The following is a 6,552-nucleotide window of genomic DNA, read 5'->3' as shown; positions in this document are numbered from 1 at the left end:
CGCGGCCACCGCCGCCGCCGGGACGGGCTGCGCCGCCGCCGGATCCGCCGCCGGGACGCCCTGCACCGCCGCCGGAGGGCGCCGGGCGGGACGAGGGCATGTTCATCGGGCTGGGACGCGGGCCACCGGGACGGGGCCCGGCGTTGGCCGGGTTGGGCCGGGGGCCGCCGCCACCGGGCGGGCCCGGACGCGGGCCGCCCTGGGGACGCGGCGGACCGCTGCGGTCGCCGCCGGGGCGCGTACCTGCGCCCCCGCCCTGGCCGCCTTGGCCACCCTGGCCTTGGCCGCCTTGACCGCCCTGGCCTTGGCCGCCCTGGCCTTGACCGCCTTGGCCACCGCCGGGCCGGGGGCCCGGACGCGGCGCGGGCTTGGAGCCCATGCCGGTGGCGGTGGAGGCGAACGGGTTGTTACCGGGCCGGGGACCGGACGAACGCGAGCCCGAACGCTGGCCCTTGCCGCCCTCGGCCGGAGCCGAAGGGCGCTCGCCGCGGTCGGGACGGCCGCCGGGCTTACCCCCGGGCTTTTCGGGTTTGGCACCCGGTCCGGGACGCGGACCGGGCTTGGGGCCCGGCTTGGGCGCGGAGCCCTTGGGCGGGCCGGAGCCGGCTCCGCCACCGGGACGCGGGCCGGGCTGCGGCGCCTGGCCGCGCTCGGAGGAACCGGTGTCGGTTTCGGCTGCGGGCTCGGGCCGCGCGGCGGGCTCGGCCGGAGCAGCCGGCTCGGCCGGAGCGGCGGGCTCGGCCTGGGCCGTTGGCTCAGGCTGAGCGGCGCTGCGGCGCGGGGCCTCGGAGCGCGGGCCGGGCTTGGGGCCCGGCTTGGGCGCCGCCGGGCGCGCGGTGGACGTTCCGGATTCGCCTCCGTTGGCGGGGGCCTGCGGGCGCGGCTTGCGCTCGCCGCCGCCTCCGCCGGAGCCGCCGGAACCGTTGTTGAAAGCTTCCTTGAGTCGGCGGACGACCGGTGCCTCGATGGTCGACGATGCCGACCGAACGAACTCACCCATTTCATTGAGCTTGGCAAGGACAGCCTTGCTCTCTACTCCGAACTCTTTCGCGAGCTCGTATACCCGGACCTTGGCCACTACTCTCCTCTACATCGGTCCGGGACATGGGCTTGTTCCGGACCGTCGCTAGCTTGACGTACTCATCGCTGCGTACTCATCGAGCGCTCATCGCAATCTCGACCCGCTTCCTCGTCGTTACACAACAATGGGTCGGCCATGTCTTACATCGCGACATGGCAAGACCCGCCGCCGTACGGTCTTTACGCCATTGCAACCGTGGAGGCGGCGTGATCATTCCAACCCTATCTGGAACCCGGTGCCTCGCCAACGCGGTCAGCGGCGGCGAAGAGGGCTTCGACGCGCGCGGTTTCGAGGCTCTGGGCGGTGCGGAACGCCCGCGGCCAGACCCGCCGCCGCTTCGCCGACTCCCAGCAACGGGGGTCCGCGTGCAGATAAGCACCACGACCAGGCAAGCGCCCGGCCAGATCCGGCACAACGGCGCCGGATCGGGCGACCAGCCGCATCAGGTCGGACTGAGCTGCCCGCGACCGGCACCCGACACACGTTCGCACGGGACGGGAACGGCCGCGGATGTCCAGTCTATCGCGTCGGCGCATCTGCGTGCCCGGTGGGCCTTCCAGGGTCGTCGTCGGGCGAAGCGTCGATCGACGTTTCGTCCGGGTCGCCGGGATCGGCGTCGGAACGGATGTCGATCCGCCAGCCGGTCAGCCGGGCGGCCAACCGCGCGTTCTGCCCCTCTTTGCCGATCGCCAGCGACTGCTGGTAATCGGGCACGGTGACCCGGGCGACCTTCCCGGCCTCGTCGAGCACCTCGACCTCGCTGACCCGCGCCGGCGAGAGGGCGTTGCCCACGAAGACGGCGGGGTCGGCGGAGTGGTCGATGATGTCGATCTTCTCGCCGTTCAGCTCGGCCATGACATTGCGGACCCGGCTGCCCAGCGGGCCGATGCAGGCGCCCTTGGCGTTGACCCCGGACTTGTTGGAGCTCACCGCCATTTTGGTGCGGTGGCCGGCCTCGCGGGCGATCGCCGAAATCTCGACCGTGCCGTCGGCGATCTCGGGGACCTCCAGCTCGAAGAGCTTGCGCACCAGGTTGGGGTGGGTGCGCGACAGCGTGACCGAAGGCCCGCGATGGCCCTTGCGCACCTGCACCACATAGGCGCGCAACCGCTCGCCGTGGGTGTAGGGCTCGCCGGGCACCTGCTCCTGCGGCGGCAGGATCGCCTCGACCTTGCCGAGGTCGACCAGCACGTTGCGGGGGTCCTTGCCCTGCTGGATCAGGCCCGACACGACCTCGGACTCGCGGCCCGCGAACTCGCCCAGGGTGAGTTCGTCCTCGGCGTCGCGCAGGCGCTGCAGGATCACCTGCTTTGCGGTCGAGGTCGCGATGCGGCCGAAACCGGTCGGTGTGGCGTCGTACTCGCGGATGACCGCGCCGTTGTCGTCGTTCTCGGCCGCCCACACGGTGACGTGGCCACTGGAGCGGTCCAGTTCGACCCGCACGGAGGACTCGGTGCCCTCCTGGCGGTGGTAGGCGATCAGCAGAGCGTCCTCGATCGCCTTGACGACGAGGTCAACCGAGATGTCCTTCTCGCGCTCAAGACTGCGCAGGACACTCATATCGATATCCACGGGGCTCCCCCTCTAGTCCGCCGCGTCAACGTCGTCTTCGCGGCGGAATTCCACCTGGACCTTGCCGCGCCCCAGGTCAGAATAGCCGTAGGAGCGATTCTGCCCGTCGACCTCCAGGGTGACGCCGGATTCGTCGGCGTCGATCACGCGCCCCTCGACCCGGCCGCCTTCAGCGGTTTCGGCCTGCACGAGCCGGCCGCGCGAACGCCGCCAGTGGCGGGGCTGGGTGAGCGGACGGTCGACTCCCGGTGAGGTCACCTCAAGTACGTAGGGTGCCTTGCCCATGGCGTCGGACCCGTCGAGCGCCGCCGAGATCTCCTGGCTCACATCGCCGACCGAGTCGAGGTCGACGCCTTCGTCGGAGTCGACCACGATCCGCAGCAGCCGCCGCTTTCCCGCCGGGGTTACCTCGACGGACTCAAGCTCCAGGCCTGCACTGGCCAGGACGGGCTCCAGCAGCTCGGCGAGACGGTCGTGGCGAGCCTGCGCGCCCATCAGTGATCCTCCTCGGCGAATTCCGCCCGCGGAAGCAGAGTTCCGGGGCGGTCCAGCTATAGCAGTCGTCGTCCGCACGTCGCGGCGACGTCGTGTGCAGTCAAGGGTATCCACTGTCGGCGATTGCCCAGGCCCGAACATCGGGCCTAGTCAGCGCACTGCCCGCGGCCGGAGGCGGGCATGCGCCCGGCACAGGCGGGTGGCGCACCGGGCGGAAGCGGGCGCGGGCGGGTGCGCGCGGGCGCGCACGATGCCGCATCGGCGGGGGGTTGGAACAGGTCAGCGCGGCCCCCGAATCCGTGCGCCTACACACATCCCGTGTCCGATCATGGAATGATGGAGGCCGATCCGCACCCCGGTGTCCGTGATGGCCTTGGTACGGGCAGGTGCAACGGGGCCCCTCCCCCGCAGCCCGGCACCGCCCAGTGCCATCGCGGGTGCCCGGCGCGTGCGGCCCCGCTTGCACGTCGGACGGTCTCACCCCGCGGTATCGGGGGTCTTCCCGGTGAGGAGGAAGGACAGGTGGGCAACGGCTACGGCGCCATCAGCCGCCGTACGGTCGTCGTCGGCGCACTCGCGGGAGTGGTGACCGCAGGCCTGAGCGGCTGCGGGGGACCCCAATGGTATCCGAGCGAGATCAGCCCGGACGAGTATGTGCTGCGCTCGGCGATCAGCCAGAAGAGGCGCATGATCAAGCGGTACGAGGCGAGCATCGCGGCCGGCGACGGCCCCGTCGGCCTGCTGGAGCGGGTGCTGGGCCGCCACCGCGAACACATCGACGCGCTGCGCGGGCGGCTGCCCGAACAGCCCGGGCGCAGCCCCGGCGGCGAGGCGAGTCCGAGCGGCCCCCGCCCGGCTCCCGTCGGCGGCGAACCCGTCCCCATCGCAGGGCTGCGCGTGGCCGAGCAGAGCGCGGCGGCCTCGCGCGCCCGCCAGATCGCCCGCCTGTCCGATTCCGGTCTGGCGCAGCTCATCGCCTCCATCGGCGCCTGCGAGACCGGCCACGCCCGACTCCTCTCGGAGACCTGATGAGCGCGACACCCAAGGGCGCCGGAACCGCTGAGGGGGCCGCCCCCTCCGGGGAGGCCGAGGGTTTCGGCACCGTTTCCGCCCTGCAGGCGGCACTGCGTGCCGAGCACGCCGCCGTCTACGCCTACAGCTACATCGGCGCGAACTCCGGGGACCAGCAGCGCGAGCGCTGCTACGAGTACCTCGACGCCCACCGCGCCCACCGCGACACCCTGCGCACCGAACTCCACGAACAGGGCGCCAAGCCCGACCCGGGCCAGGCGGTCTACGAACCGCCCGAAAGCAACGGCGACGCCGACCTCGACGCCTACGCCCGCAGGGTGGAACGGCAGACGGAGCAGGCCTACCTGGAGTTGGCGGCCTCCCCCGACATCGCGGTGCGCGACCTGGCGCTGCGCTCGCTGCAGGAGGCGGTGCTGCGCGGGATGGAGTGGGGCGTGGAGCTTCCCGCGTTTCCCGGGTTTCCGCGGGACACGCCCCCCGAACAGGGCGGCGGCTAGCTTGGCGCACCGATGATCATGCAGAAATGCCCAAATATTGGCGCTCAGACGGGCATTTCTGCAGGGTCGCCGCCGATCATTGGCGCCGCACTCGCCGACGAGTCGCGCACCCGCCGGACGGTACGGCCCCGGTCAGCCTTCGGCCACCACGGCGGCGACCCGGTCGACCGCCTCGGCCAAGCCGATCTCGGCGCGCTCGCCCGAGGCGCGGTCGCGCAGTTCCAAGGTCCCCTCGGACAGGCCCTTGCCGACGATCAGGCAGGTGGGCACGCCCAGCAGTTCGGCGTCGGTGAACTTAACGCCCGGGGACACGCCCTTGCGGTCGTCGACCAGCACCCGCACGCCGCGCTGCTCCAGCTCCCCGGCCAGGCGCAGGGCGACCTCGATCTGCTCGCCCTTGCCGGTGCCGACCACATGCACATCGGCGGGGGCGATCTCGCGCGGCCACACGATGCCCTTGTCGTCGTGGGACTGCTCGACGACGGCGGCCACGACCCGCGAGACGCCGATGCCGTAGGAGCCCATGGTGATGCGCTTGGGCTTGCCGTCGGCGCCCAGCGCGTCCAGCTCGAAGGCGTCGGCGTACTTGCGGCCGAGCTGGAAGATGTGGCCGATCTCGATGCCGCGGGCGGCGTAGAGCGTGCCCTGGCCATCGGGCGAGGGGTCGCCCTCGCGGACCTCGGCGGCCTCGATGGTGCCGTCGGGGGTGAAGTCGCGGCCGCAGACCAGGTTCATCACGTGGTGGTCGGCCTTGTCGGCGCCGGTGATCCACGCGGTGCCCTCGACCACCCGGGGGTCGACGAGGTAGCGCAGCTTGTTGCCGATCAGCGCGTTGGGGCCGACGTAGCCCTTGACCAGGAAGGGGTTCGCGGCGAAGTCGGCCTCGTCGAGCAGTTGCACCTCAGCGGGGTGCAGCGCGGCCTCGACGCGCTTCATGTCGGCGTCGCGGTCGCCGGGCAGGCCGATACCCATGATCTCCCAGTCGGCGGCGCCGGGCATGCGCGTCTTGACCAGGACGTTCTTCAGGGTGTCGGCGGCGGTGAAGGTGCGCCCGAGTCCGGCGGCGTTGAAGAACTCCACCAGGGTGTCGATGGTGGGCGTGCCGGGGGTGTGGTGCACCTGCGCCTCCGGCCGGCCCTCGATGGGCAGAGCGGGCGGCGCGGGCGTGTGCACGGCCTCGACGTTGGCGGCGTAGCCCGAGGCGGTGCTGCGGACAAAAGTGTCCTCGCCGGTGGGGGTCTCGGCCAGGAACTCCTCGGACACCGACCCGCCCATGGCGCCCGACTGCGCCGAGACGGCGACGTAGCGCAGCCGCAGCCGGTCGAACATCCGGATGTAGGCGGCGCGGTGCAGGTCGTAGGAGCGCTGCAGGCCCTCGTCGTCAAGGTCGAAGGAGTAGGAGTCCTTCATGTGGAACTCGCGGCCGCGCAGCACGCCGGCGCGCGGGCGGGCCTCGTCGCGGAACTTCTCCTGGACCTGGTACAGGATCACCGGGAAGTCCTTGTAGGAGGAGTACTCGCCCTTCACGAGGATGGTGAACAGCTCCTCGTGGGTGGGCGTGAGCGCGTAGTCGACGCCCTTGCGGTCGCGCAGCCGGAAGAGGCTGTCGCCGTACTCGGTGGAGCGCCCGGTGGCGTCGTAGTACTCGCTCGGCAGCAACGTGGGCAGCAGCATCTCCTGGCCGCCGATGCGGTTCATCTCATCGCGGATGACCGCGGCCACGTTTTCGAGCACGATCTTGCCCAGCGGCATCCACGAGTAGATCCCGGGTGCGGCGCGGCGCACATAGCCGCCGCGCGCCATCAGCCGGTGGCTCGGCACCTCGGCGTCCGCCGGGTCCTCACGCAGGGTGCGCAGGAACAGGGTCGACATCCG

Annotated in this window: 7 protein-coding genes; 2 read left to right on the top strand and 5 right to left on the bottom strand. The window is 71.8% G+C overall.

Annotated elements, in window-relative coordinates:
* The 4 genes from ACYVD5_RS11960 to rimP all read right to left on the bottom strand — a co-directional run.
* The coding region (locus tag ACYVD5_RS11960) for a translation initiation factor IF-2 N-terminal domain-containing protein (protein ID WP_461001062.1) at positions 1-1,078 on the bottom strand (1,078 nt) is incomplete at its 3' end.
* 224 nt (positions 1,079-1,302) lie between these two features.
* On the bottom strand, positions 1,303-1,617 hold the full coding sequence (locus tag ACYVD5_RS11955; RefSeq protein WP_461001061.1) for a YlxR family protein: 315 nt from the start codon (positions 1,615-1,617) through the stop codon (positions 1,303-1,305).
* Entirely contained in the window at positions 1,601-2,641 is a 1,041-nt protein-coding gene (gene nusA, locus ACYVD5_RS11950) for a transcription termination factor NusA (RefSeq protein WP_461001060.1), read from the bottom strand. The genes ACYVD5_RS11955 and nusA overlap by 17 nt, the downstream gene beginning before the upstream one ends.
* A 24-nt stretch (positions 2,642-2,665) precedes the next feature.
* The gene (gene rimP, locus ACYVD5_RS11945; RefSeq protein ID WP_461001059.1) at positions 2,666-3,148 is read right to left on the bottom strand and encodes a ribosome maturation factor RimP; all 483 of its coding nucleotides are present in this window, start codon (positions 3,146-3,148) and stop codon (positions 2,666-2,668) included.
* 522 nt (positions 3,149-3,670) lie between these two features.
* Between rimP and ACYVD5_RS11940 the strand changes: the two genes are divergently transcribed.
* Both ACYVD5_RS11940 and ACYVD5_RS11935 read left to right on the top strand, forming a co-directional pair.
* Entirely contained in the window at positions 3,671-4,177 is a 507-nt protein-coding gene (locus ACYVD5_RS11940; protein ID WP_461001058.1) for a ferritin-like domain-containing protein, read from the top strand.
* Entirely contained in the window at positions 4,177-4,677 is a 501-nt protein-coding gene (locus tag ACYVD5_RS11935) for a ferritin-like domain-containing protein (protein WP_461001057.1), read from the top strand. Before ACYVD5_RS11940 ends, ACYVD5_RS11935 begins: the two co-directional genes overlap by 1 nt.
* A gap of 132 nt (positions 4,678-4,809) precedes the next feature.
* Here the strand turns inward: ACYVD5_RS11935 and ACYVD5_RS11930 are convergent, their stop codons facing one another.
* On the bottom strand, positions 4,810-6,549 hold the full coding sequence (locus tag ACYVD5_RS11930; protein WP_461001063.1) for a proline--tRNA ligase: 1,740 nt from the start codon (positions 6,547-6,549) through the stop codon (positions 4,810-4,812).
* Positions 6,550-6,552: the final 3 nt, after the last annotated feature.

It is taken from the genome of Streptomonospora sediminis, assembly GCF_054778995.1.
Note: the sequence above shows the minus strand (reverse complement) of the source record. Positions and strands in the feature narration are given on the sequence as shown.